This is a genomic window from Alcaligenes faecalis (genome assembly GCF_041521385.1).
Lineage (GTDB): Bacteria > Pseudomonadota > Gammaproteobacteria > Burkholderiales > Burkholderiaceae_B > Alcaligenes > Alcaligenes faecalis_E.
Genome location: NZ_CP168006.1, coordinates 3,315,666 through 3,340,030, shown reverse-complemented (window position 1 = coordinate 3,340,030; position 24,365 = coordinate 3,315,666). Strand labels below are relative to the sequence as shown.

The window sequence follows — 24,365 nt, the reverse complement described above, 5'->3', positions numbered from 1 at the left end:
ACAACAACAACAACAACAACAACAACAACAACAACAACAACAACAACAACAACAACAACAACAACAACAACAACAACAACAACAACAACAACAACAACTAGGGCGCACGGTCCTCAATCAAGCTTTGCACTGAAACAAGCCCTTCCCCGTTCTAATCCACCTGCAAACCAATCCTGTACGCCAAGTCCCCAAAACGGTCGATATCGTTCCAGATCATGGCCTTGAAGCCACTGGCTTGAGCAGACTCGTTACGCTCTTGCGGCGTATAACCCAGTCCCAGCAGTTGCGATTGCATGGCTGGGTCCGCCACAATGTGTTGCACGACACGATTCAACGTTTTGATGATGTGTTCAGACGTATGGGACGGCGCCAACAAACCGTGCCATTGGTCCAGCTCGAAATCAGTTTCACTGATTTCAGCCACGGTAGGCACATGGGGTAAAACTGGGCTGCGCCGGGCTGAAGTGACGGCCAAGGCACGCAAGTGCCCAGACTCGATCAAGGCGGCCGCACTGGACAAAGTTACAATCCCGATAGGCACTTGCCCGGCAACCACGTCATTTAATGCCGGCCCGCAACCACGATAGGGGATGTGCAGCAAGGTCGTGCTCCACAAGTCGTAGAGCATTTCCCCGGCCAGATGCTGGGGGGTGCCATTACCGCAGGAGGCATACGCCAACGACGGTTCGGACTTCTGTTCCAGCACCTGTTCCAGAGTCTGAATATCCGAGTCATGCCCGGTGACAATCACGGAAGGTACAAAGCCTATATTGGCAATCGGTGCAAAGTCTTCTTTGGGTTTGAAACCCAGATTACGAAAAACACCGGGATTGATGGCAAAAGAACTATTGGCCATCAACAAGGTATAGCCATCGGCACGGGCGTAGGCCACTGCTCGTGCGCCAATATTGCCGCTGGCACCAGGGCGGTTGTCAATGATGACGGGTTGGCCCAGGGCTTTTTCCAGCTCAGGCCCTAACTTACGGGCCAGTAAATCGGTCCCGCCGCCAGGCGGAAAGGTGACGATCACAGTAATAGGCCTGACGGGATACTTCCCCACCTGCCCGGCAGTCGTCTCCTTGGCCTGCGCCGCCTGATGACTCATGCCCAACGCCACGATTGCCAGCAAAGCGGCGACCGCCGCCCGCTTACCCACCTGAAAACCCGCCATGACAGCCAACATGTTCTCTACTCAAGCATCCAGACCCATATCCAATACACGGGCACTGTGCGTAATCCAGCCCACGGCAATTCGGTCTACACCGCAACGGGCAATTTCTACGGCTGTTTCTGGGGTGATACGGCCAGAGGCTTCGGTTTTGGCACGGCCTGCCACACGGGCCACGGCCTCGGTCAAGGTTGCGGTGTCCATATTGTCCAGCAAAATGCTGTCCACCCCCAGTTCCAGCACCTCGTCCAGTTGCTCCAGGGTGTCAACTTCCACCTCGATGCAAACCAGATGACCAATGTAAGCACGGGCCGCTTCCACGGCGGCTTTGACTCCACCGGCCACAGCGATGTGGTTATCTTTAATTAGTACTGCGTCATCCAGACCAAAGCGATGGTTGCTGCCGCCCCCGACCCGCACCGCGTATTTCTGCACGGCACGCAGGCCAGGCATGGTTTTGCGGGTGCAGGTGACTTTCGTGCCGTAAGGGGCAATCGCGCGGGCGATGGAGGCGGTTGCCGATGCCACGCCACTTAAATGCCCCAGAAAGTTCAAGGCGCAACGTTCTGCCGTCAACATGGAGCGAGCCGAGCCACTGATGACCGCAATCTGCGCACCTGGCGTCAAGACATCCCCATCTTGCAATTGAGCTTCAAAGCGCAGCGTAGGGTCCAACAAGGTAAACGCCAAGCGCGCCAAATCCAGACCCGCCAATACGCCTTCCTCGCGGGCCACCAAACGCATTTGCGTACGCGCTGTTGCGGGAACAATAGAATCCGTCGTCAAGTCACCGGCACGGCCCAAATCTTCTTGCAAGGTGGCACGCACCAAAGGCTCAAGAAGGACGTCAGGTAAGGAAGGGATACGGTGGGCCGTTGTCTCTGCAGCTTGCACTGTTGGCTCGGGGGCATTAATTATGCTCATTATGAGTATTTAAACCACTAAAAATAAGGCCTATTGGCACGATGCACTTATGCTATTCCTGAGCATAAACACTGTCAAGCCATAGGCCCAGTTTTTTAGCGCGCTTGTTTGGCTAGCGGCAATTTACTGCCCGAGATCGCCCGTTCAAACAAAACGTCCCCCCGGAAGCGAAACAACTTGGCGGGTCGGCCTGACCCTCCCATGCTCATGGCGCCCGTTTCTTCCACCAAGGCTTGCTGCTCAATCAAACGGCGGAAATTCTGTTTATGCAGCCCTCGTCCTGCCAGGGCTTCTACAGCCTGCTGCAATTGCAGCAAGGTGAACTCCGGCGGCATCAGTTCAAACACCACGGGGCGGTATTTGATTTTGGCGCGCAAACGCGCCAAGCCCGTGGCCAAAATCCGGCGATGGTCATGGCGCATGCCCAGACCCAGCTCATCATGTTTGCCCAGCTCCTGCTGTTCACGCTGGCGACGGCGACAGGATTCGGGCAACAAGCCTGCTTCGTACAGCAGCTCGTAACGCTGCAACACAAAGTCCTCGTTCCAGATTGCCCCTTCCAGGCCGAAACTGTAATTGACACGCTGGCGACGCAGGGCACGCAAGGAGTCATCCTGCTCGCACCAGTTCAACAGTGCCGGCACGATGGTGTCCTGAATGATATCGGGCGCGCCGTCCCGCCTGTCCTCCCACGGGAAGTAGCGGTAGCAGTCCTGCCAGATCACCTGGGCCACATCGGGCTGGCCCACTTCGCGCGTCAGGCCAACATAGCTGACCGACACAATACGCGTACCCTGCGCGTCAAAACGATCCCTGTCTGCAAAGGTGTACAACTGCTCCACATAGCCCACCGGGTGATGGGTTTGGGTTTCCACCCAATCGCGCAGCCCCGTTTGCAAAGAACGGTGCGTGTGCTCAAACGGCCCGGCGGGCAGGGCCTGCCCGGCATCCGTGGTCAAGACACGGGGTTCGCCGTCGCTGACCGCCACCAAAACAGCCACCAGCTCCGCACTGACTACAGGTTCCTGCGTATCGCTCACATATTCTCCTTCTGAATCGCGCCAGCGCGCGTCTGGCGGATTATAAGCGAGGCCCGCCCTGCTCCGGCTAACGACAACGACACGGCCGATCAATATAGTCAGTACATCCTTTTCAGATGCTCAAATTATCACCCATGAACATCTAAACCTAAAGAAACTCACCGGACTGACGTTAAGCGTTTGAACTGTATGTGTTTGCCATAAATGACAGGCAAGCACTCAGTCAGAGGCCCGATCAGTCAACAGTTTCACGCTTTGTGCTGCTCTGCCATCCGCAAAAATAGAAGGTTTCTGACAATCTCACTTGTACAGACAAACAGAAGCTTATGCCTTTTGCATGGCTCATGCGGGCTTGACGGCCCCCCGCGCCCCCTTTGTTCCCCTCCAGGATGATGAATGCGTAAGAATTTCCCCATTACCCAGGACGAGGTTCGCGTCCGGGCCGATCAGTACCTTATTTCAAAAACCGATCTGAAAGGTCGGATTACCTACGCGAACGCGGCTTTTATTGCAATCAGCGGCTTTACCCGTGAGGAACTGGTTGGTAAGGCTCATAATCTGGTCCGTCACCCCGACATGCCCCCCGAGGCCTTCCAGGATTTCTGGGACACCTTGCAAAACCAACGCCCCTGGATGGGTGTGGTCAAAAACCGTCGCAAAGACGGCGGCTTTTACTGGGTCTACGCCATGGCCGTGCCCATTTATGAAAATGGCACGGTGGCCGGTTATGCGTCCGTACGCGTCAAACCCAGCCAGGAACAAATCGACGAGGCAGAAAGCCTGTATGCCGCCATCAATGAAGGACGCGCCAAAGGCGTACGCCTGCATGAAGGCCGTGCCGTACCCACAGGCTGGCGCAAAGCCCTGAGCCAACTGCGCCGCCCTTTCAGCAATTCCTTGCGTGCCAGCCTGTTTCGCATGGGTACCTTGGCGCTGGCGACCACTGGTACGGCCCTGTACTTCGCCCTGACCGGCGGCGTACCCCAGGGTTCGGGCTTGTGGTTGACGGGCGGCCTGTGTCTGGCCAGTGCCACCATGATGGGTTACGGCTGGCTGATTGCCCAACGGGTGATCCGTCCCCTGGACCAGGCTTCCCTGATCGCCCAGCAAATTGCGACTGGCAACCTGCAACTGGATATTGACCTGAACTCCAGCGAAAGTAATTCGGAAATTGGCCAGCTTTATTTTTGTCTGGACTTGATGCGCAAGAGCCTGGTAGGGATTGCCAGCGATGCCCGCACTGGCATTGACGCCTCTATCCATGCTGCGCGCATTTTGGAGGTGAACAATACCAATCTGGCCTCGCGCACGGAGGACCAGGCTGCGTCCTTGCAAGAAACCGCCGCCAGCATGGAAGAGCTGACAGTGACTGTGCGCCAGAACGCTGACAACGCCAATCAGGCCAGCCAACTGGCCGATGCCAGCATGCAGATTGCCCAACGGGGTGGCGAAGTGGTCAATGAAGTGGTGCAGACCATGCAAGGCATTCACGACAGCTCGCGCCGTATTGGCGATATCGTCACCGTGATTGAAGGGATTGCCTTTCAAACCAATATCCTGGCGCTGAATGCGGCAGTGGAATCGGCCCGTGCCGGTGAAGCAGGCCGTGGTTTTGCCGTGGTGGCCGGTGAAGTGCGTAGTCTGGCTCAAAAAAGCTCACAAGCCGCAGGCGAGATCAAAAACCTGATTGATGCTTCGGTGAGCCGTATGGCTGTGGGGGCCGAGCAAGCCGCCCGCGCGGGCGACACCATGGGCGAGGTCGTGGATTCGGTTAAACGCGTCACCGATATTATTGGCGAGATTTCAACCGCCTCAATCGAGCAAGCCAGTGGTCTGGATCAGATCAACGAAGCCATGGCCAAGATGGATGGGGTCACTCAGCAAAACGCAGCCTTGGTTCAAGATCTGGGCAACACCATGAGCGATCTGGCCACAGAAGCGTCCGAACTGGCTGACGCGATCAAGGCCTTGAATACCGGCTCTGCCGAAACAGCCCAAAATGCCCCCGCGTTGACCCAACTGAGCCAGGCACCCACCCTGCAGGTGCTGTCTTACCAGAACACGCCATCCTTTCAGGCTCAAAGCGCCAAAACAGCGAACGCCCGCCTGGAAGCGATTCGCCGCTAAACCATACAATCAGGCTCGGCAGCCCCACAGCCGAGCCTGACACAACTGACAGCTAGACAAAACAATAATTCTGGGATCAAGTTTGATCCCAGAAACCCCTGAAAATAATAATAAACAATAAAATCAATATATTACGCCGCACAAACCTTGCTCTGAAAACCTGGTTTTTGCCTGTCATTACGATGACACATTTAGACTCTAATGCAAATACTAAGTAACAAAACTGAGTCGATATGCAACATAATGATCTGTCCTTTCCCGCCTACGTCTTTAACAGAGCCAGATCATGCGTGAAAACCAAGCCATCACCTCTCATGAAACACAGGTACCCGAAAAAACCTATTTAATCTCCAAAACAGACCTGAAGGGGCGCATCATCTACGCCAACCCGGTCTTTATCGAGGTTAGCGGCTATAGCCATGATGAGCTGATCGGGGCACCCCACAATATCGTGCGCCACCCCCATATGCCCGCCGTGATTTTTAAGGATCTATGGCAGACCCTCAAGCAACAACGATCCTGGTCAGGGCTGATCAAGAACCGCCGCAAAGACGGCGGCTTTTACTGGGTGAAGGCCCGCGTCATTCCTTTAATCGAAAACGGCCGCGTCAATGGCTATGCCTCGGTACGGGTACGCGCTCAACCCAAGGAAATCAAAGAAGCAGAATATCTGTACCACTCCATCCAGCAACAAGGGCTGCGCGGCTTTCGTCTGCATGAAGGTCAGTTGCAGGCCAGAGGCTGGCGTTCTGCCCTGAACACCCTGCTCCAACCCTTGAACCGCAGCCTGCGTGCCAGCTTGCTGCGCTTCGGATTTCTGACAGCCGCCTTGGTCAGCTTAAGCGTTGGCCTACTCCTGGGCAGCGGCGCATCAGGCACCTATCTGACAGCCGGGCTCGCCTCCCTGGGGGCGGTCAGCCTGGCCACTCTGGCCTATGGCTGGACTGTGACCCAGCGTATGATGCAACCCCTGCACAGCGCCACCCATATCGCCCAGCAAATCGCAACCGGCAATTTGCTGATCGACCTGAATCCACAGCACACCCGCAGCCAGGAAATTACGCAGTTGTATTTCTACATGGACATGATGCGCAAGAGCCTGCTGAGCCTGGCTACCGATGTGCATCAAGGCATTCAGGCCTCTTTGGATGTGTCCACGCAAATAGAGGACGGCAACCGGCAGTTATCCAGCCGTACCGCCGCCCAATCCGGCTCCTTGCAACGCACGGCGGCAAACATGGAAGAACTGACCATCAATGTGCAGCAAACCGCGGACAATGCCCGACTGGCCAACCAGTTGGCCGATCAAAGCCTGTCCAACGCACGCCGTGGGGGTGAAGTGGTCCAGGATATGGTCAGCACCATGCAGGACATCCACAACAGCTCCGAACGCATTGGCGATATTGTGTCGATTATTGAAGGGCTGGCGTTTCAAACCAATATTCTGGCGCTGAATGCCGCCGTGGAATCCGCCCGTGCGGGTGAGGCCGGCAAGGGTTTTGCGGTGGTGGCGGGTGAAGTACGCAGCCTGGCACAGAAAAGTGCGCAAGCCGCCGGGGAAATCAAGCACCTGGTGGAAGACTCCCTGAAACGCATGGCAACCGGCGCCCATCATGCCAAGCGGGCCGGCTCCACCATGGACGAGATCATGCAATCCGTCTCGGACGTGACGCATCTGATCAGTGAAATCTCCACTGCGTCCAACGAGCAAGCCAAGGGCTTGGCGCAGATTAACGATGCCGTCTCCACCATGGACAATGACACCAACGACAATGCCGATCTGGCCCGCAGCCTGGGCGAGACCGTACACGAACTCAGTCGTCAGGCACAAGAACTGAAACTGTCCATTCAACTGCTGAATACCGGGGTGACTGGCCGCTCTACGTATGCCCCTGATCCGCATGCCACCCAAGAACCCGTACCCTTGCTGAAAGTGGCCTGATAAAAAAGCCTTGGGGGCAAAGCGCTGAGCATCTCGCTGCCCCCCCCTCATACTCCTGCTTCGATAAGGTTGCGGATTCAGCCAGTTCGGATCAACAGTGCTTTGCCCTGCTTTCCAGGCACGACCAAGGCGTTCACAGAACGCTGATCTGGCAGGCTTTTTTAGACCAAACCCAATAATAGAATCGCGTGCAGGCCTACGCCAACCAGGCCGCCCACCACCGTGCCATTAAAGCGTATGTATTGCAGATCCGTGCCTACGGTCAGCTCCAGCTCGCGCACCAGTTGCCTGTCGTCCCATTGACGCACAGTGCGCGAGATATGCTCTTTGGCCCCTTCACGCAATTGCTCGGCCAGACCCGCCGCTGCGGACAACATGTGTTCATTCAAGGTTTCACGCAGCGTCGCATCGGTATTCAAGCGCACCCCCAAATCCTGCGCTACCTGACGCAGATGGGCCGCCACAGAAGAATCCTCTTTGGCCAGATCCTGACGCACAACACGCATCACATCCGTCCAAACACCATCGATATAATCCCCCACCTCTTTGTGGTGCAAGAAGCCTTGCTTGATCGCCTCCACCTGCTCCATCAACGCTGGGTCCTGACCCAGGCGCTGAATATAGTCGTGTACCCACTGCTCGTAGTCCTTGCGCAGGGGGTGTTCGGGCTCGCTCAAAATGGTTTGCACCTCGTCTACCAGGGCACGCGCCAGACGGTCAGCCATCTTGCCGGACAGCTCGTCAACCGAGGTGACCACCCCGACCATGGCCAGAAGCTTGGGCCACTCACGCTGGGCGTAGCGCACCAACACATCGGCCACGCGCTGCTTGACCGCCTCGTTGGACAGATAAGCACCCAATTGCTGCAAGACCTCGTCGAGCAGGCGCTGGTGACGGGCATTGCGCGTGAGCAGCCCTAGAATCTGAGAGCTGGAACTCGCCATATCCACCCGCATCAAATAGCCGCGCACGCCATCGGTCAGAGCTTGTTTGACGCTGCGCTCGTCCAGCAAGCGCAGGGCCTCGCCCATGGCAGTTTGCAAGGCACGGCTGACACGTTCGCTTTGCTCGGGTTGCGACAGCCACTGCCCCAAACGCGCTGCCGGGTCCAGGCTGCGCAGCTTTTCCAGCAACATGGCCGAGTCCAGAAAGTGGTCGCGCACAAAAATGCCCAGACTTTCACCCAGGCTATTTTTCTTGTTGGGAATAATGGCGGTATGCGGAAACGGCAGACCCAGCGGATGCCGGAACAAGGCCACCACAGCGAACCAGTCTGCCAGCGCCCCGACGGTGGCCGCCTCGCTAAAAGCGCGCAGCCACGGCCAGAATCCGGCGATAGGTGCCGCCTGGCCTTGCCGCATCATGGCGTGGCTAAGCAGGAACAGGCAGATAGTCAGCGCCAGCAAGGCGACTGCGCTGCGCTTCATACGGCGCAGACGGCGTTCGGGAGAATCAGGGCGAGAGGAGGATGCAGACATTGTCACAGTCTATGCCTAGTTCAGTCACACCATGCTATGGCCCCGTATTGTGACCCAATCTTGCCTGTCCCGCGCAAAAACGTCCCACGCAGGGAAAAGTGTCATAGACCTTTCACGTTCAGCCACTAGCATGACGCTACCCCCACAACTCAGCCTTGGCGCTATTGATCACTATGAGCAAACATATCTCAGACAAGACAGTACGTAACGTCAGTCAGAACACCCCTTTCAGTGAAATTCTGGAAAAAAGTCTGACACGCCGTGCCATGATGCGCGGTGGTTTGGCAGCAGCCCTGGCCACCATGACCAGCTTTGGTCTGGCTGGCTGTGACAGCAGCAGTACAGGTAGCAACTCCACCGACAACGGCGGCAATCCGACCCCCAACCCAAATCCGGATCCGGATCCGGAGCCACCTGCAAGCGTCAAACTGGGTTTTGAGTCCCTGCCCACCTCCATGACCGACGGCTGTGTGGTCCCACCCGGCTACATCGCCCACGTATTGGCTCCCTGGGGCACCCCCATCAATGACAACGCTCTGCCCTGGGACAAGAACGGCAACAACAGCTCCAACGACTTGCTCAATTCCATGGGCATGCACCATGACGGCATGCACTTTTTCCCACTGGAAGGCAGCTCCACCGAAGGTTTGCTGGCCGTCAACCACGAATATATTGACCCATCAGCCCTGCACCCCAACGGCCCGACCCTGCCCAATGGCAAGCGCCCGGCCGAGGAAGTACGCAAGGAAATCAATGCCCACGGCGTGGCCATCATCCATATTCGTCGTAGCAATGGCCGCTGGGACATCGTTCAGAACTCGCGCTACAACCGTCGCTTTACCTCTGCCACGGCCATGAAACTGGCTGGCCCTATTGGCGGCACAGACTGGGTCAAAACCCCCTTCTCGCCCAACGGCACGCAGGTGCGTGGCACCAACAATAACTGTGGGAACGGCACCACGCCCTGGGGTACCTATATCACCGCCGAAGAAAACTGGGCAGCCTGCTTTGTCAACACCGGCAATCGTCCTGCACACCAGCAACGCGTGGGCGTATCGGCTGGTCCCACCGGTCGCTACAAATGGGAAACCGCCGCCCAAGACCCTTCGGAAGTGCTGGGTGAGTTCGCTCGCTTTAATGTGACCGAAACCGGCACCAGCGCCACTGACGATTGGCGCAATGAAGTCAACGGCTTTGGTTACCTGGTCGAGATCGACCCGTACGACCCCAGCAGCATTGCCACCAAGCGCACTCACATGGGCCGCTTCGCGCACGAAGGCTGTGCCTACAGCAAACCCGAAGCCGGCAAACCCCTGGCGTTCTACAGCGGCGACGACTCGCGCTTTGAATATGTCTACCGCTTCGTGTCCGACGCCAACTGGGACCCGAAAGATGCCGAGCGCACCGATCGTCTGGCCGTGGGCGCTAAATATCTGGACAAAGGCACCTTGTATGTCGCCCGTTTCAACGAAGACGGCTCGGGCGAGTGGCTGGCACTGACAGGCACGACCCCAGGCAAAGATGGCGGCACCTTGGCGGATAAATTCCCAACCTTGGAAGCAATTCTGATCAATACCCGTGGCGCAGCCGACTTTGTGGGTGCCACCCCAATGGACCGCCCCGAGTGGACGGCCACTCACCCCAGCAATGGCGATATCTACCTGACGCTGACCAACAACACCAGCCGCAATGCGTCGACCGGCACCAACGCCGCCAACCCGCGATTGAACAACGTCAACGGTCACATCATTCGCTGGCACGACGAGCCCGGTTCAACCAAGTTCAAATGGGACATCTTCGTGTTTGGCTCGGATTCGGGTGCGGATGCTGATACCAACCGCTCTGGCCTGACCGATCTGAACCAGTTGGCCAGCCCCGACGGTCTGGGTTTCGACAGCCGTGGCATTTTGTGGATTCAGACCGACAATGGTATTGACGGCGGTCGCAAAAACAATGTCGCCCGCGCCACCAACGACCAGATGCTGGCCGTGATCCCCAGTGCCTTGGCGGACAGCTCGGGCACTGGCCCGGCCATCAATGCCAGCAACCAGTCCGATCTGCGTCGCTTCTTTGTAGGCCCGAACGAGGCCGAAATCACGGGCTTTTCCATGACGCCGGACCACACCAGCCTGTTCCTGAACATTCAGCACCCGGTGAACTGGCCGGCTTACGACACCCATGATGCGACGGTGGTCAGCATGAATACCGTACGTCCACGTTCTTCGACCGTGGTGATCCAGCGTACGGATGGCAAGCCTATTGCCGTGTAAGCGCAAGGGCGGGTTCGAGGCTTGAACCCGCCTGATTCCGTTTTCTGCTCAATTTTTACCATGCGGGGCCGTCAATAGATGGCCCCGTTTTTTTGTTTGAAGCCACCGCTATCAAGGCGTCCGGGCAAAATGCGGAAAATTTTCTCAACCGTCCCCTAAAGAGTTTTTGGCCCCTTCCGTTAATGGTGCTGTACAGGAAGAACGCAGTGTGTCGAATGCGCGATCAGCCCCCTGGGGCCTAGCAGAACGCCAACGCTTTCCTGGGCAAAGGGCGAAACCGTTTCGCCGCTCTACTCAACATTGGGAGTTACCATGTCTGTTATCAATACGAACTCGCTTTCCCTGATTGCCCAAGGCAATTTGACCAAATCGCAAGGCGCACTGGGTCAAGCCATTGAGCGTCTGTCCTCCGGTCTGCGCATCAACAGCGCCAAAGACGACGCCGCCGGTCAGGCTATTGCCAACCGCTTCACAGCAAATGTTAAAGGCTTGAGCCAAGCCGCGCGTAACGCGAACGATGGCATCTCTATCGCTCAGACAACCGAGGGCGCGCTGAATGAAATCAACAACAACCTGCAACGGGTTCGCGAATTGACCGTACAGGCTGCAAACGACTCGAACTCTGATTCTGACTTGGCATCTATCCAAGCTGAAATCACTCAACGCTTGGAAGAAATTGATCGTGTGTCAGAACAAACCCAATTCAACGGCGTTCATGTCCTAGCCGATGGAATTGGTAGCCTTAAAATTCAGGTCGGAGCACACGATGGCCAAACAATTGACCTGAATCTACAGGCTATTAACCGCGACACACTAGGCCTGGATGGTTTCAGCGTTCGTACAACCATGGTGGCTCCTGGTGCTGCAGCTGCCGCAGACCTAACCGCTGGCGGGGACTCTGCTCAAGCAGCCTTAATCAGCGCAAACGCAACAAAAACTGATGGCTCGGCTTACGCTGCAGGAGACATTCTGGGCAATGCGACAGATGGTTACTACGTTGAAGATAGTGACGGCAGCTACAACAAAGTCACCTTCACTCTGACCGCAGGCGTTGCTGGCGATGGCACTGATTCCACTATCAACCTAACTGTTGGAGCAAAAGCAACAAATATTGTCGCTGATCCAGCGGATGTCGTTACCGAAACCACAAACCCCCTCGCTGCCCTTGACGATGCCTTGGCACAAGTTGACTCCCTGCGATCGGATTTGGGTGCAATTCAAAACCGCTTCCAATCTACTATTTCCAACCTGAACAACACCGTCACCAACCTGTCCGCCGCTCGTTCGCGCATCGAAGATGCTGACTACGCGGTTGAAGTGTCCAACATGACTCGTGCCCAGATTCTGCAACAAGCAGGCACGTCGGTACTGGCACAGGCCAACCAAGTACCACAAACAGTACTGTCGCTGCTGCGTTAATTGACGCTGCCGAACCATTCACTTTGAATTAACAAGCGAAGTGAATGCACGACAAAAAGCCAGCCCATTACCGGGCTGGCTTTTTTCCATCTGAATCAACGCGGCAGGACATCACCGAGAAGGCAGACTGCAATCACTGTCTGCTCAACACTTAATCCAAATTCTCTCTTAATCGCTGAATAGCAGCGCGGTACACAACCATGTCCTCCCGCTTGTTTACCGCCAAGACCAGAACCACCAAAACATCATCCTCAACGGTATAAGCCTGCTTAAGAAGCTTGATCTTTGACAGCCAGCCGTCGACGCACCAACTCATCCAAATCCCGGTTAGCCATTTCCTCGACCAACGCTTCAAACAAGCGAGGCGTCACCATATAAAAGGCGGGTCGGTTATGGCTCAATACGGCAACAGGCTTTTCTCCAGCCGTACGCAATACCTGTGCCGGGTTCTTCTTGAACTCGGACATGCTAATAGAATAATCAGCGTAGATCGCATCCATAATGGCTCCTAAAAAAGCTACAAATTTAGAGCCATTCTAACATCAGACAATCAGAAACACACAAGAGCCAGAAAAAGGCTCTTATATCAGTCGAAAAGTGGAAATGTGGCAGCCTGCAAGCGCAGGTTTACAAAAGAACCTGAAACTCAGCACTGTCGGAAATAGCGTCCCACTTGTCTTTTGCCAGGCTGGCACGAATGCGTGCCACGGCCTGGCTACGAAGTTGAGACACCCGCCCTTCAGTCACCCCCAGCACCAGAGCGATTTCTTTCTGGTTCAAGTCTTGCTCGAATTGCAGCGCAAAGAGCAGCTTTTCACGCTCGGGAAGTTGATCGATTGCCAAGATCAGGGCTTGTCGCAGACCTTGGGAAGTCAACAAGTTCAAGGGGTTATCGAAGTAAGCCTGTTCGCGTGTGCTGTCTTCCAGAAACTCCAGCGCATCGGCAGAGGGATCGGCCTGGCGCTTCAGATCTTCGTAGTGAATCACCTGCACCCCGACCGCCTCGTCCAGCAGCTCGTAGTAATCGTTCATGCTCATGGACAGGGTTTGGGCAATCTCCGACTCGGTGGGCTCGCGCAACAGTTCCTGGCGCAAGGTGCTGACAGCCACTTCAATCTGACGAGCTTTGCTGCGCACACTGCGCGGCAACCAGTCCTGGCTGCGTAGTTCGTCCAGCATGGCCCCACGAATTCGGGTCACGGCATAGGTCTCAAATTGGGCCTCAGCCACGACCTGATAACGACGCACAGCATCGAGCAGGCCCATCATGCCCGCTTGCATCAGATCATCCAGCTCAACACTGGGAGGCAGACGCGACACGAGCTGAAGCGCCTGGCGGCGCACCAGTGGGGCGTATTGCTCAACCAGAACGTCTTCTGAACGAGGCATGGACAGGCACGAATCCAGACAATAAAGATGGGACTATTTTGCCTGCCCCCCCTGCTACACAGTCCCCAAATCAAACTGTCTTTCGCCATCTTATTCAGGCTTTAAACGCCCCTGAGCCGACTGCAAGCAAAAACAGCGCCTAAAGATACACGCGTAAGTGCCGTAATTGGAACGTTAAAGGTGCCAAGCCCTACCCACATTGCCGGCCTGCCACCAAGCCCCCTTTGGAGTGATGTCATGATCAACTCAGTTTCATCTCAAACGACGGCCTTGGTGGCCCCGGCTTCTCCTGTGGAGCAAAACCCCGGCACCCCTATGCCTTCGGCGGCCACCACGGTGACCCCCATCAAGGAAAGCAGTACCGATACCCAATTAAAGCAACGCTGGCCCGATAAACAGGAACCCGTACCCGGCATGGTCAACACGCTGGATGACACGCTGGATCAGATCAACAACTCGCTGCAGGCCTGGTCCACCGGCATTCGCTTCAATATGGATGACGAGGCACAACGTCTGGTGGTCTCGATCGTGGACAACACAACCGGCGAGGTCTTGCGCACTGTTCCGTCTGACGCCGTGATCCAGATTGCCAAAATGATCGTTCAACTGCAAGGCAACACGGTCGACGTCAAGGTTTAAAAACCAAACTGGCATCGAAACCTCCCATTGACATGGGCTTTGCGCGCGGCACATCCGCGACAAAATAGGGCACTACAGGAGTATTTGATATGGCTATTTCTTCAATCGGTATTGGCTCAGGCCTGAAATTGGATGACTTACTGGAAGATCTGCGAAAAGCAGAGAACGTCTCCCTGACCGCTATTCAGAATCGCCAAGTCGAAAACGTGAGTCGAATCTCCGCTTATGGGAAACTCAAATCGTCTATTACAGCCCTGCAAAGCGCAGGAAAAACACTCAATGACCCAAGTCTATTCGGGGCAGTCAAGGTCAATGCTGCTGGCGACGGTATCTCTGTCACAGGAAACCACAAAGCAACCCCCGGCCAATACAGTATTGTGGTCGAGCAGATTGCCAGCAAACACTCGCTGAGCACCGGCCAACTAAGTGACCGGACTACTCCACTCGGTGTTGATGGAAAAGTAACCATTACCCTACAAAATGGAACAGCACATACCTTGGATTTGACGGGCAAGGACACCTCTTTGCAGGGAGTCATGCAAGCGATCAATGCTGACCCTAAACTAGGTGTTACCGCGACTATCATTAATAACGGTGATCCCGATCACCCTTATCAATTAGTTTTAACCGCCTCTGACACCGGAGAGCAGGCTTCCATCAAATCTATTTCTGTAGACGGAAACGCCAATCTGGACAGCCTGCTTTCTTTTACAGCAGCCACTGAAAGCAGCCCTGCTCAGGGTATGGAGCAACTGAGTGAAGCCGTCAACGCCAAAGCAACAATTAATGGCATTGACATCATCAGTCAAAGCAATACCCTGAAAGACACTGTAGAAGGGCTGGAGATCACTCTCAACAAAGCCAGTTCAGAAGCAATCAGCCTGGATGTGACGAGAGACGACAGCATCCCAACCAAGGCCATTACCGATTTTGTTGAAGCCTATAACGCCTTAAACAGTACGATTCGCTCACTGACCTCCTACGATGTCGAAAACAAAAAAGGCTCTGCCTTAACGGGCGACTCCATGCCCCGCCGGGTTCAGTCCAGCTTACGTTCAACATTGAACATTCCAACTACTGAGGGAAATCTACGCTCTCTAGCCTCGATGGGTATCACGGCTGACCCAAAGACAGGAGACTTGGTCATTGATGACAAAAAGCTGGCAGCCGCGCTGAAAGATAATATGGCTGATGTCCAACGTCTGTTTGCTGGCGAGGATGCCATTGGAAACCGCATTAATAAAGCGGCAGATGAATACGTCAAAAAGGGCGGTTTCATCGACAATGCAACCGACGGTGCTGACAAAATTGGGAAAACCCTTGAAAAACAAGCCCTTGCCACTGCCGAACGTATAGACAACAAGATTGAGGCTTATCGTAAGCAATTTATTCAGTTAGACAGAATGGTCAACCAAATGAAAGGCACCAGCGATTACCTCACCCAGCAGCTATCCATGCTGGGCAATATGAACAGCAGCAAATAAACCCCTATGAGCTATCCTGCCCCTTCCCGTCGCTTTGGCCAACAATCGGTCCGCGCCTACGCCCAAGTCGGTCTGGAAACGGAAGTCCTGAGCGCAAGCCCCGAGCATCTGATCACCCTGCTCTTTAACGGTGCGCGCACCGCCATGCTGCAAGCACGCCTGCACATGGAGCAGGGCAATATTGCTGGGCGGGGGCAGTCTTTATCGAAGGCTATTGATATTGTCGATAGCGGCCTGAAAATGGCGGTCGATACCGAAAAGGGCGGAGAGCTGGCGCGCAATCTGGTCGTCACCTACGACCTGATTCTGCACAACCTGATGCTGGCCAATCTTCGCAATGACGCGGAAAAGCTGGCGCTGGCCGAGCGTTTGCTGACCGATATTGCCGATGCCTGGCGCAGCAATATTGACAACCAACGTGCCAAGCAACCAGCTTGACCCCGAGGTTCGCAGGACAGACTCTATGGCTGACCTGCACCTCCAACCTCCTTTGCGCCTTTAGCGCCTGGTACGAACATGAGCGATACCTCTAACCCGATCGTCGATCAATATCAAATTATCGCCAGCATCACCCGTCACATGCTGGAGCTTGCCCAAATGGCACGCTGGGAGGATGTGTTTGAGCAGTCCGAACACTATCAGCTCGCCGTGGAAAAGCTCAAGAACATGGAAGACCTGTCTATCACTGAGAAACAGGCACGCCGGCAATTGCTGACCCAAATTCTGGAAGACGATGCCCAAATCCGCCATCTGGCCACCCCTGAACTGGGTCGTCTGGGTGCGTTGCTGGGCAATATGAAGCGCCAGCAGACCGTTTTGCAAGCGTATTACACGCCTAGCGTCCTTCCATGAGCGTAGGCGGCCCCTCCCCTTTGGGGACGCTGCTTATTCAACGGCTCGATGCCGTTCTGGGTATCAGCACCGGACAGCAAAGCAATATTGCCACGGGCGCCCGCCCAGATGCGATCAGCCAGACACCGGGCAGCCAACGCCCCGAGCGCGTTGAGAACCAAACCGCTCGCGATCAACGCCAAAGCGTCGATCAAGCCCGCGCCCATACACAGGGCCGCGACAGCCGGAATCTGCGTACTCAACAGGGTCAAACCTCGACAGACTCCAGTATCAATGCGCGTGGCCCTAACACAGCCACCACCAGCTCGGCCCCCACAACCTTGGGGCGCACAGCCCAATTGATTCTGTCCTTGCTGGAGCGATTTCCGGATCGCGCCCCGGCCATCCAGGGACGGCAAGCCTTATTACCCGGCCACCCCGGCATGCAGACAAAGGGGAATGAATCCGCACGTCCCGGCGCTGACTCCCAGGCAGGGGCACGCCCAGGATCCGCACAGAACACCGCCAGTACCATCTCGACCCTGGCCCAACAACGCCTGCCCTTGCCCGGCAGCACCGCCACCACTGGCGCAAACGCCAGTGCTGCCAATGCAAGCACAGCAGGCACCAGTGCTACTGGAGCAGGGACACCCGCCAGCAGCATACCCGGCACCGGAACACCAGCCACAGGCGCAAACGCGCATAGCGCACTGCCCACCAGCAGCACCGCCGCCTTGGCCCAGCATTTCACCCAGGCCTTGCCGCAAGCCCTGCAACAAAGCGGGCTGTTTTACGAGTCCCATCTGAGTGACCTGCACTTTGGACAACGCAGCGCAGGACAATTGCAACAAGAGCCACAAAACCTGAATCGCCCCGTGGCTGAAGCCAACACAAGCCACACGACTCCAGCCCAGACGCACACCCAAGACCCGGCCAACAGCCTGCTGGTGCGTCAGCAACTGGACACGCTGGCCCACCAGAATCTGCAATGGCAAGGCCAGGCCTGGCCGGATGCCGACATGAACTGGACCGTGCAACGACACCAAGCCCAATCCGAGGACGAAACCGAACACTGGTCCAGCACCTTGCAACTGCAGTTGCCCACCCTGGGGCCAGTCACCTTGCGGCTTAATCTTTTGAATCAGCAATTGCAGGTTCATATCCAGGCCGATCAGTCTGCCGACTATCTGGACGAACACAGCCTGCCCTTGCGCGAACGCCTGCAAGACCAGGGCCTGTTTCTGAGCCAACTGCACATTGAAACCGACCCGAACCTGCCGCAGGATGTGCCCGATGAGCCATGACTCCCCCGCCCCTCGCCCACAGGCGCTGGCCTTGCGCTACGACCCCAAGGACGGCGCACCACGGGTAGTGGCAAAAGGCTATGGCACGCTGGCCGAGAAAATCATCGAGACCGCGCGCGAGCACAATCTGTATGTACACGAATCCCCCGAGCTAGTCGGCTTGCTGATGCAGGTGGATCTGGACCGCCATATTCCCCCTCAGCTCTATCAAGCCGTAGCGGAATTGCTGGCCTGGCTGTACGCACTGGAACAAGGCCATCCCCAAGCCACACAAGCCTTGCAGGACCTGCACGACGCCGCCAAACCTTGATGCCCTTGTTTATAAGGGCTGAAAAGCCCCTGTTTTTGGGCTTAGATACCCTGCTTAGCCTCGCGTTCTAAACGGTACATTAAGCACGGCAAGCTGCCCGCACCTGTGCGCGTGGCCCATCCTGACTTTCTGGCAAGCGAATATGTCGATTTCCAATCTTTCCAGCATTGAAAACCTTTTGGCTCAAATGCGCGCGGTTGCGCAAGCGGCCGGAGCTTCCAGTTCTGTGTCCACCTCGGCCAGCAGCGCCGCCCCTGGTGGCTTTGCCGCCGAGCTGGCCCGCTCCTTGAACCGGGTGTCCCAGGCACAAAATGAAGCCAGCGCCCAGGCCCAGGCCTTTGAAATGGGCGAACCCGGCGTTTCGTTAAATGACGTGATGATTGACCTGCAAAAAGCCAGCGTCGGTTTTCAGGCCACCGTTCAGTTACGCAACCGCTTAGTGGCCGCCTACCAAGAAATTGCCAGTATGCCGGTATAAGCGCCTGACTCTTTCATGCCCGCCGCCCTTTTCCTTAATGCTGCCTGAGCACGCCCTGATTTGAACTCCCCTGATTCCATGCAGAACCCTGCCTCTGCCTCACCAAGCTCACCCATGAGTCAGACCGCACAGTTGCTGAACAAACTTCCTGGCTACGACACGCTACGCGCCCTACCCAAAGTGGTGCTGATCGGGCTGGGAGCTGCACTGATTGCGCTGATTGTCGCCCTATTGCTGTGGAGCCGTGGGCCTGCTTACCAGGTTCTGTTCTCCAATCTGGATGATCGTGATGGCGGTGCGATTGTCTCGGCCCTGGGCCAGATGAACGTACCCTACCAATTCAACAGCAACGGCACCGCCATTCTGGTGCCGCAGGATCGAGTGCATGATGTGCGCATGCAAATGGCCTCGCAAGGTTTGCCACGCAGTGGCAATGCCGGTTTCGAGCTGCTCGACCAAAGTCGCTTTGGCGCCAGCCAGTTCACTGAGCAAGTCACGTATCAACGTGCCCTGGAAGGCGAACTGGCCAATTCCATCAAGGCTGTGCACGCCGTCAAGGAAGCGCGTGTTCACCTGGCCATGCCACGTGAAACCTTGTTTGTGCGCGATCGCCAGTCCCCCACCGCCTCGGTCGTGCTGTCTCTGTACCCAGGCCGCGACCTGAGCGAGGGCCAGGTTTCCGCCATCAGTTGGCTGATCTCTTCCAGCGTACCCAATCTGCAGGCCGACAAGGTTTCCATCATTGACCAAAACGGCCGTTTGCTGACAGCCCCCACCGGAGAGATGGGCGCTGATAATCAGCAACGCAATTTTGTAAACGATATTGAGTACCGCGCTGTCCAACGCATTTTGACCCTGCTCAATCCTCTGGTCGGTGCTGGCAACGTGCGTGCCCAAGTCACCGCCGAAGTGGACTTCTCGCGCCGCGAACACACGTCCGAAGTCTACAAGCCCAACCAGTTGCCCGGTCAGGCTGCGGTACGTAGTCAGCAGACCAGCTCGTCTCTGCAACGCAACCCGCAACAGCCCCAAGGCGTACCCGGTGCCCTGAGCAATCAGGCCCCCAACAATGCCGTCGCCAATCTGGTGAACCCGCCTGCTGCGCCGAATCAGCCCCAGACCCCGGCGACCGACCCGGCCAATGCGGCGACACAAACCACCAATGCCGCGAACGCGACTGCTGCCGGTACGGACCCCTCTCTGGTGTCCCTGGCCGAGCAAGCCCGTTTGCTGCAAAACACGGGCAATGCGCGTAACGACTCCACCGTGAACTACGAAGTGGATCGCACCATCAGCCACGTCAAAGGCCCCTTGGGCCAATTAAGCCGCCTGTCGGTGGCCGTGGTGGTGAACTACCGCGATACCGACCAGGACAAGCAGCCGCTGGATCAGGCAGAACTGGACAAGATCAGCGATCTGGTCAAGCAAGCCGTTGGTTACTCGGCTGAACGAGGCGATAGCCTGAGCGTGGTGAACGGACAGTTCAACGAGCAAGGCGATATGGATACCCCCTTCTGGAAAAATCCGGAGTACCGCGAGCTCGCTATGGAACTGGTCAAATATCTGGTCTTTGCATTCATTTTGTTCATGGCGTGGCGCATCGTCATCAACCCCATCATCCAGGGCCTGATCCAGGCCAAGGCGGTCGCTGACGCACGCGTCGAACGCCAGAAGGAAGAATCCGCTCGCGAGCAGGCCGCCGAACAACGCGCCGCCGAGATGAGTCGCTACGAAGAGAATCTGAACACCGCCCGCACAATGGCTCACGATGACCCACGCGCTGTGGCTATGGTGTTGCGCTCCTGGTTAAACAAAGATGAAAAAAATGAAAACGGCTAAACCGGACGATTCCATCGAACGCAGTGCAATTTTGATGATGTCCTTGGGGGAAGATGCCGCCGCCGAGGTGTTTCGCCACCTCTCGCCTCGTGAGGTACAGCAACTCAGTACCGCCATGGCGTCTTTAAAGCAATTGACCCGTGCCGATATGGACGAGGCTCTGGAGAGCTTTCGCCAGGAAGCCGACCAGTTCATGGCGGTGGCGCTGGACTCCAATGCCTACATCCGCTCCGTATTGAACAAGGCGCTGGGCTCGGACCGAGCCGCTGGCCTGATCGAAGACTTGCTGGAGAACGGCGAAGGCTCCAGCAGTGGTATTGATGCCCTGAACTGGCTGGATGCGTCCAGCGTGGCCGAGCTGATTGCCGACGAACACCCCCAAATCATTGCCACGATTCTGGTGCATCTGGAGCGTGATCGCGCTGCCGACATTCTGGGGTACATCCCGGATCGTTTACGCGATGATGTGGTTCTGCGCATTGCTACGTTTGGTGGGGTACAGCCCACTGCCCTGAACGAGCTGACCGAAGTGCTGAATGGCATGCTCTCGGGCCAGGGTGCCAAACGCAGCAAGATGGGTGGCCCGCGAACGGCAGCGGAAATGCTGAACTACATGAACGCCAGCCTGGAAGAATCCGTACTGACCAGCCTGCGCGGCATGGATGCCGACCTGACTCAGCGCATCGTGGACGAGATGTTCGTGTTCGAGAATCTGGCCGATGTGGAAGACATTGCCATCCAGCTACTGCTCAAGGAAATCGAGACCTCTGCGCTGACGATTGCCTTGAAGGGCGCGCCCGAAGAGTTGCGCGACAAATTCTTCCGCAATATGTCCAACCGTGCCGCCGAAATGCTGCGCGAAGACATCGACGCCCAAGGCCCGATCCGCATGTCCAAGGTGGAACAGGAACAGAAAGCCATTGTGCAGGTGGCCCGTCGTCTGGCCGAAGCCGGCCAGATTACGCTGGGTGGCCTGGGTGGGGACGAGTATGTCTAAGACGGCCTCGTCTGGGCCCTGCTTGCCCGCCCAAGCCGTTACGATGTTGCGCTCAGGCACACACCACCTGTGCGGGAGCCTGTAAATGTCCAGCCAACGTAAAGCCTCGGCCTATTCGGAGCTTCAGGAAAGCTGGAGCCGCTGGCAAATGCAGGGGCTCGATGACCCTGTTGTCACCCCAGAACCGGAAGAACCGGAATTCGTCCCGCCTACGCAGGAAGAACTGCAACGCGATCTGGAAAACCAGCGCAGCCAGGCTCAGGAAGAAGGCCACACCCAAGGCTATCAGGCCGGTTTCAACCAGGGTCATACCGCCGGCCTGGCAGCGGGCCAGGAAAGTGGTCATGCCCAGGGGTATGAAGCCGGTATGGCGGCTGGAATGGCCAAGGCCCAGGAACAGATTGACCAATACATCAAGGAATTTGTTGCCTTGAACCAGAACTGCGCCCAGTCCATCGAAAAGATGGACCAGGAAATGGGCCAATCCCTGATTCAACTGGCCACACGGATTGCCGAGCATGTGTTGCAAAGCACCATCAAGGCCGAGCCTGGCCGCATTCGTGACCTGGTGGCTGAAGTGCTGCGCAGTGATCCGGGCGATACCAGTGCTCTGGAGCTGAGCTTGCACCCGGACGACATCAGTCTGGTACGAGAGTTTCTGATTGAGCAAGGCGAGCCGCGCGCCTGGCGTCTGCAAGAAGATGCCCAACTACAACGCGGTGAATGTCGTGTGCGCTCCAGCTATGGCGATATTGACGCCACCTTTGCCACCCGCTGGAAACGCGCCCTGGCCAGCCTGGGCCTGCCCGTCTCTTCGGAGCCCTGATGACAACGCCCGTGTTGGCCTCCTCCCCCGAACGCTGGCGCGCCCAGTTGCTCTCCGCACAGCAACGAGTCCAGGCTATTGAGCCGAACCTGCGCAGTGGCCGCGTAGTGCGTGCCACGGGTCTGGTTCTGGAAGCCACCGGTTTGAAGCTGGCCGTCGGGGCCGCCTGCAAAGTGGAACTGTCTGCCGCGCAAAACATCTGGGCTGAAGCCGAGGTTGTGGGCTTTGAGGGCAGATCCCTCTATTTGATGCCCTTGAGTGAAATCTCCGGCCTGCCTCCCGGCGCGCGTGTTGTACCGGTTGAGGCTCAATTGCAGCCGCCCGTCCCCCTGCCCGACTCCGATCAGCCCGACAGCCTGCCCGCCCAGGCGCGCTCCCGCCATGTCCCGGTTGGCCCCGGCTTGCTGGGTCGAGTCGTCGATGGCAGCGGCAATCCTCTGGACGGTTTAGGCCCGATCGACGCACAAGCCTGCGTCTCGCTCAGTCACACCACCCCTAACCCGCTCAAGCGCAGCCCCATCGACACCGTGCTGGACGTGGGTGTACGTGCCATCAATGGTTTGCTGACGGTAGGTCGTGGTCAGCGCATGGGCCTGTTTGCCGGGTCCGGCGTGGGCAAAAGTGTGCTGCTGGGCATGATGGCCCGCTACACCCAGGCCGACATTATTATCGTGGGCCTGATCGGTGAGCGAGGCCGCGAAGTGAAAGAGTTTATTGAGCACAACCTGGGCGAAGAAGGTCTGCGGCGCTCGGTCGTGGTTGCAGCACCGGCTGACGTCTCGCCCTTGCTGCGTTTGCAAGGCGCGGTCTACGCCACCCGGCTGGCCGAATTTTTCCGTGACGAAGGCAAAAACGTCTTGCTGATCATGGATTCACTGACGCGCTATGCCATGGCCCAGCGTGAAATCGCCTTGGCCATTGGCGAGCCGCCCGCCACCAAGGGCTATCCCCCTTCCGTGTTTGCCAAGCTGCCTGCACTGGTGGAACGCGCTGGCAATGGCGAGCCCAATGCACAAGGCTGCTGCGGCTCGATCACCGCCTTCTACACCGTGCTGACCGAGGGTGACGACCAGCAAGACCCCATTGCCGATTCGGCCCGCGCAATTCTGGACGGCCACATTGTGCTGTCGCGCAGTCTGGCGGAAACCGGCCACTACCCGGCCATTGATATCGAAGCCTCCATCTCGCGGGTCATGCCCAGCATTGTGGATCCGGAACAGGTCAAGAGGGTACACCGCTTCAAGGGCCTGCTCTCCAGCTACCAACGCAACCGCGACCTGATTGCAGTCGGTGCCTACACCCGTGGCAACGATCCTGCCATTGATCAGGCCATCGACCGTTTCCCCTGGCTGGAAGCCTACCTGCGCCAGGGTATGCAGCAACGTGTGGACGTGCCACGCGCCTTTGATGAATTGAACGCCGTTCTAAATAGCGAGCAATAACCATGAAAGCCAACGCCTCTTTACATACGCTGGTCGATCTCAGTCAAAACAATGTGGACGAGGCGGCCCGCCATTTGCAGGAGCTGCGCGCCGAGCGCGATGCCGCTCATTCGCAACTGGAGATGTTGCAGACCTATCGCCAGGACTACGCCCAGCGCCTGCTCAATGTAGGCCAAACAGGGGTAACCATGGCGAACTACCACAATTTCCGCCGCTTTATCGTGACATTGGACCAGGCTATTTCCCAGCAAAATAGTGTTATCCAAGCGCTGGAAGAGAAAATGGAGCAAGGACGCCAGCTCTGGTATGGCCACCAGCAACGCTTGAAGGCCTATGAAACCTTGATTGACCGCCGGCTCCAGACCCAACACGTCCAGCAACAAAGAATGGAACAACGAAACAGCGATGAAATCGCTGCTCGTCTCTTTACCCGTAGCCAGACCGCCTATTAAACAAGC

Annotated in this window: 22 protein-coding genes; 16 read left to right on the top strand and 6 right to left on the bottom strand. The window is 56.9% G+C overall.

What is annotated here, in order from left to right; translation table 11 throughout:
* Window positions 1–151: 151 nt before the first annotated feature.
* The 3 genes from ACDI13_RS14945 to ACDI13_RS14935 form a co-directional block, all read right to left on the bottom strand.
* Entirely contained in the window at window positions 152–1,183 is a 1,032-nt protein-coding gene (locus tag ACDI13_RS14945) for a tripartite tricarboxylate transporter substrate binding protein (protein WP_316989949.1), read from the bottom strand.
* 9 nt (window positions 1,184–1,192) lie between these two features.
* Window positions 1,193–2,092, bottom strand: coding sequence for a carboxylating nicotinate-nucleotide diphosphorylase (gene nadC / locus ACDI13_RS14940; RefSeq protein WP_316989948.1), 900 nt, complete (start codon window positions 2,090–2,092; stop codon window positions 1,193–1,195).
* A gap of 95 nt (window positions 2,093–2,187) precedes the next feature.
* Entirely contained in the window at window positions 2,188–3,132 is a 945-nt protein-coding gene (locus tag ACDI13_RS14935) for a hypothetical protein (protein WP_316989947.1), read from the bottom strand.
* Between the two features lie 396 nt (window positions 3,133–3,528).
* On the opposite strand from ACDI13_RS14935, the gene ACDI13_RS14930 reads away from it, so the two are divergent.
* Together ACDI13_RS14930 and ACDI13_RS14925 are read left to right on the top strand one after the other, a co-directional pair.
* On the top strand, window positions 3,529–5,259 hold the full coding sequence (locus ACDI13_RS14930) for a methyl-accepting chemotaxis protein (RefSeq protein WP_316989946.1): 1,731 nt from the start codon (window positions 3,529–3,531) through the stop codon (window positions 5,257–5,259).
* 286 nt (window positions 5,260–5,545) lie between these two features.
* On the top strand, window positions 5,546–7,201 hold the full coding sequence (locus ACDI13_RS14925; RefSeq protein ID WP_316989945.1) for a methyl-accepting chemotaxis protein: 1,656 nt from the start codon (window positions 5,546–5,548) through the stop codon (window positions 7,199–7,201).
* A gap of 161 nt (window positions 7,202–7,362) precedes the next feature.
* Here the strand turns inward: ACDI13_RS14925 and ACDI13_RS14920 are convergent, their stop codons facing one another.
* On the bottom strand, window positions 7,363–8,679 hold the full coding sequence (locus ACDI13_RS14920) for a DUF445 family protein (protein ID WP_316989944.1): 1,317 nt from the start codon (window positions 8,677–8,679) through the stop codon (window positions 7,363–7,365).
* Between the two features lie 173 nt (window positions 8,680–8,852).
* Between ACDI13_RS14920 and ACDI13_RS14915 the strand changes: the two genes are divergently transcribed.
* Both ACDI13_RS14915 and ACDI13_RS14910 read left to right on the top strand, forming a co-directional pair.
* A complete protein-coding gene (locus ACDI13_RS14915; protein WP_316989943.1) occupies window positions 8,853–10,949 on the top strand; it encodes a PhoX family phosphatase in 2,097 nt (698 codons plus the stop codon).
* Window positions 10,950–11,261: 312 nt separating this feature from the next.
* Entirely contained in the window at window positions 11,262–12,368 is a 1,107-nt protein-coding gene (locus ACDI13_RS14910) for a FliC/FljB family flagellin (protein ID WP_316989942.1), read from the top strand.
* A 269-nt stretch (window positions 12,369–12,637) separates the two neighbouring features.
* On the opposite strand, the gene ACDI13_RS14905 is transcribed toward ACDI13_RS14910, so the two are convergent.
* Window positions 12,638–12,868 carry a type II toxin-antitoxin system prevent-host-death family antitoxin gene (locus ACDI13_RS14905; protein ID WP_316989941.1) on the bottom strand — a complete coding sequence of 77 codons (231 nt, stop codon included), beginning with the start codon at window positions 12,866–12,868 and terminating at the stop codon, window positions 12,638–12,640.
* 127 nt (window positions 12,869–12,995) lie between these two features.
* A complete protein-coding gene (locus ACDI13_RS14900; RefSeq protein ID WP_316989940.1) occupies window positions 12,996–13,757 on the bottom strand; it encodes an RNA polymerase sigma factor FliA in 762 nt (253 codons plus the stop codon).
* Between the two features lie 237 nt (window positions 13,758–13,994).
* Here ACDI13_RS14900 and ACDI13_RS14895 point away from each other — a divergent pair, with 237 nt between their 5' ends.
* From ACDI13_RS14895 to fliJ, 12 genes are all read left to right on the top strand, one after another.
* A complete protein-coding gene (locus ACDI13_RS14895; RefSeq protein ID WP_316989939.1) occupies window positions 13,995–14,396 on the top strand; it encodes a flagellar protein FlaG in 402 nt (133 codons plus the stop codon).
* Window positions 14,397–14,485: 89 nt separating this feature from the next.
* A complete protein-coding gene (gene fliD / locus ACDI13_RS14890; RefSeq protein ID WP_316989938.1) occupies window positions 14,486–15,880 on the top strand; it encodes a flagellar filament capping protein FliD in 1,395 nt (464 codons plus the stop codon).
* A 6-nt stretch (window positions 15,881–15,886) separates the two neighbouring features.
* Window positions 15,887–16,318 (top strand): flagellar export chaperone FliS, encoded by a 432-nt coding sequence (fliS, locus tag ACDI13_RS14885; protein WP_316989937.1) that lies wholly within the window; start codon window positions 15,887–15,889, stop codon window positions 16,316–16,318.
* Window positions 16,319–16,396: 78 nt separating this feature from the next.
* The gene (locus ACDI13_RS14880) at window positions 16,397–16,732 is read left to right on the top strand and encodes a flagellar protein FliT (protein WP_316989936.1); all 336 of its coding nucleotides are present in this window, start codon (window positions 16,397–16,399) and stop codon (window positions 16,730–16,732) included.
* On the top strand, window positions 16,729–18,015 hold the full coding sequence (locus ACDI13_RS14875; protein WP_316989935.1) for a flagellar hook-length control protein FliK: 1,287 nt from the start codon (window positions 16,729–16,731) through the stop codon (window positions 18,013–18,015). Before ACDI13_RS14880 ends, ACDI13_RS14875 begins: the two co-directional genes overlap by 4 nt.
* Complete coding sequence (locus ACDI13_RS14870; RefSeq protein ID WP_316989934.1) at window positions 18,005–18,325, top strand: EscU/YscU/HrcU family type III secretion system export apparatus switch protein; 321 nt, start codon at window positions 18,005–18,007, stop codon at window positions 18,323–18,325. The genes ACDI13_RS14875 and ACDI13_RS14870 overlap by 11 nt, the downstream gene beginning before the upstream one ends.
* Window positions 18,326–18,467: 142 nt before the next feature.
* On the top strand, window positions 18,468–18,803 hold the full coding sequence (gene fliE / locus ACDI13_RS14865) for a flagellar hook-basal body complex protein FliE (RefSeq protein WP_316989933.1): 336 nt from the start codon (window positions 18,468–18,470) through the stop codon (window positions 18,801–18,803).
* Between the two features lie 114 nt (window positions 18,804–18,917).
* Window positions 18,918–20,642 (top strand): flagellar basal-body MS-ring/collar protein FliF, encoded by a 1,725-nt coding sequence (gene fliF, locus ACDI13_RS14860; protein WP_316989932.1) that lies wholly within the window; start codon window positions 18,918–18,920, stop codon window positions 20,640–20,642.
* On the top strand, window positions 20,629–21,639 hold the full coding sequence (fliG, locus tag ACDI13_RS14855; protein WP_316989974.1) for a flagellar motor switch protein FliG: 1,011 nt from the start codon (window positions 20,629–20,631) through the stop codon (window positions 21,637–21,639). The genes fliF and fliG overlap by 14 nt, the downstream gene beginning before the upstream one ends.
* Before the next feature lie 85 nt (window positions 21,640–21,724).
* Window positions 21,725–22,465, top strand: a complete 741-nt coding sequence (gene fliH / locus ACDI13_RS14850) for a flagellar assembly protein FliH (RefSeq protein ID WP_316989931.1) — start codon at window positions 21,725–21,727, stop codon at window positions 22,463–22,465.
* The gene (gene fliI, locus ACDI13_RS14845) at window positions 22,465–23,907 is read left to right on the top strand and encodes a flagellar protein export ATPase FliI (RefSeq protein WP_316989930.1); all 1,443 of its coding nucleotides are present in this window, start codon (window positions 22,465–22,467) and stop codon (window positions 23,905–23,907) included. Before fliH ends, fliI begins: the two co-directional genes overlap by 1 nt.
* Before the next feature lie 2 nt (window positions 23,908–23,909).
* Window positions 23,910–24,359 (top strand): flagellar export protein FliJ, encoded by a 450-nt coding sequence (gene fliJ / locus ACDI13_RS14840; RefSeq protein ID WP_316989929.1) that lies wholly within the window; start codon window positions 23,910–23,912, stop codon window positions 24,357–24,359.
* Window positions 24,360–24,365 lie beyond the last annotated feature (6 nt).

What these genes read in the sequence shown, in the direction of transcription:
- ACDI13_RS14945 (WP_316989949.1), bottom strand. Translation starts at nt 1,183, where the DNA reads ATGTTGGCTGTCATGGCGGGTTTTCAGGTGGGTAAGCGGGCGGCGGTC.
- nadC (WP_316989948.1), bottom strand. Translation starts at nt 2,092, where the DNA reads ATGAGCATAATTAATGCCCCCGAGCCAACAGTGCAAGCTGCAGAGACA.
- ACDI13_RS14930 (WP_316989946.1), top strand. Translation starts at nt 3,529, where the DNA reads ATGCGTAAGAATTTCCCCATTACCCAGGACGAGGTTCGCGTCCGGGCC.
- ACDI13_RS14925 (WP_316989945.1), top strand. Translation starts at nt 5,546, where the DNA reads ATGCGTGAAAACCAAGCCATCACCTCTCATGAAACACAGGTACCCGAA.
- ACDI13_RS14920 (WP_316989944.1), bottom strand. Translation starts at nt 8,679, where the DNA reads ATGTCTGCATCCTCCTCTCGCCCTGATTCTCCCGAACGCCGTCTGCGC.
- ACDI13_RS14915 (WP_316989943.1), top strand. Translation starts at nt 8,853, where the DNA reads ATGAGCAAACATATCTCAGACAAGACAGTACGTAACGTCAGTCAGAAC.
- ACDI13_RS14910 (WP_316989942.1), top strand. Translation starts at nt 11,262, where the DNA reads ATGTCTGTTATCAATACGAACTCGCTTTCCCTGATTGCCCAAGGCAAT.
- ACDI13_RS14905 (WP_316989941.1), bottom strand. Translation starts at nt 12,868, where the DNA reads ATGGATGCGATCTACGCTGATTATTCTATTAGCATGTCCGAGTTCAAG.
- ACDI13_RS14900 (WP_316989940.1), bottom strand. Translation starts at nt 13,757, where the DNA reads ATGCCTCGTTCAGAAGACGTTCTGGTTGAGCAATACGCCCCACTGGTG.
- ACDI13_RS14895 (WP_316989939.1), top strand. Translation starts at nt 13,995, where the DNA reads ATGATCAACTCAGTTTCATCTCAAACGACGGCCTTGGTGGCCCCGGCT.
- fliD (WP_316989938.1), top strand. Translation starts at nt 14,486, where the DNA reads ATGGCTATTTCTTCAATCGGTATTGGCTCAGGCCTGAAATTGGATGAC.
- fliS (WP_316989937.1), top strand. Translation starts at nt 15,887, where the DNA reads ATGAGCTATCCTGCCCCTTCCCGTCGCTTTGGCCAACAATCGGTCCGC.
- ACDI13_RS14880 (WP_316989936.1), top strand. Translation starts at nt 16,397, where the DNA reads ATGAGCGATACCTCTAACCCGATCGTCGATCAATATCAAATTATCGCC.
- ACDI13_RS14875 (WP_316989935.1), top strand. Translation starts at nt 16,729, where the DNA reads ATGAGCGTAGGCGGCCCCTCCCCTTTGGGGACGCTGCTTATTCAACGG.
- ACDI13_RS14870 (WP_316989934.1), top strand. Translation starts at nt 18,005, where the DNA reads ATGAGCCATGACTCCCCCGCCCCTCGCCCACAGGCGCTGGCCTTGCGC.
- fliE (WP_316989933.1), top strand. Translation starts at nt 18,468, where the DNA reads ATGTCGATTTCCAATCTTTCCAGCATTGAAAACCTTTTGGCTCAAATG.
- fliF (WP_316989932.1), top strand. Translation starts at nt 18,918, where the DNA reads ATGAGTCAGACCGCACAGTTGCTGAACAAACTTCCTGGCTACGACACG.
- fliG (WP_316989974.1), top strand. Translation starts at nt 20,629, where the DNA reads ATGAAAACGGCTAAACCGGACGATTCCATCGAACGCAGTGCAATTTTG.
- fliH (WP_316989931.1), top strand. Translation starts at nt 21,725, where the DNA reads ATGTCCAGCCAACGTAAAGCCTCGGCCTATTCGGAGCTTCAGGAAAGC.
- fliI (WP_316989930.1), top strand. Translation starts at nt 22,465, where the DNA reads ATGACAACGCCCGTGTTGGCCTCCTCCCCCGAACGCTGGCGCGCCCAG.
- fliJ (WP_316989929.1), top strand. Translation starts at nt 23,910, where the DNA reads ATGAAAGCCAACGCCTCTTTACATACGCTGGTCGATCTCAGTCAAAAC.